The organism is Bartonella sp. TS82HLJMH (genome assembly GCF_042193495.1).
Lineage (GTDB): Bacteria > Pseudomonadota > Alphaproteobacteria > Rhizobiales > Rhizobiaceae > Bartonella > Bartonella grahamii.
Map to the genome: position 1 here is coordinate 1 of NZ_JBHILU010000100.1, position 322 is coordinate 322.

Genomic DNA, 322 nt, shown 5'->3' on the forward strand with positions numbered 1-322 from the left:
TAACGCAAACCAAAAATATCAAAAACAAAATGTAGTTATAGAAAATCTTATCCGCCGTGAGACAGAAACAAATTCTTTTTTTTGAGCCATTCTGTTACTCTTTATACTAAACGTAATTCTTAAGAATAAGATCCTTCAAAAGAGATGGATAAACGATGATTAAAACTCCCTACTATCTTATAGATAAATCTAAACTCCTAAAAAATATGGAAATTATTGCTCGCTTACGTGAAATATCCGGAGCAAAAGTTTTGCTTGCTGTGAAATGCTTTGCTACATGGAGTGTTTTTGATTTTATGTCTGAATTTATGGATGGCACCAC

The 322-nt window shown here is 31.7% G+C and carries 1 pseudogene; it reads left to right on the forward strand.

The window, feature by feature from the left end:
• Positions 1–155: 155 nt before the first annotated feature.
• Positions 156–322 (forward strand): annotated as a pseudogene (locus ACFIKO_RS09465) (carboxynorspermidine decarboxylase); the annotation flags it as partial.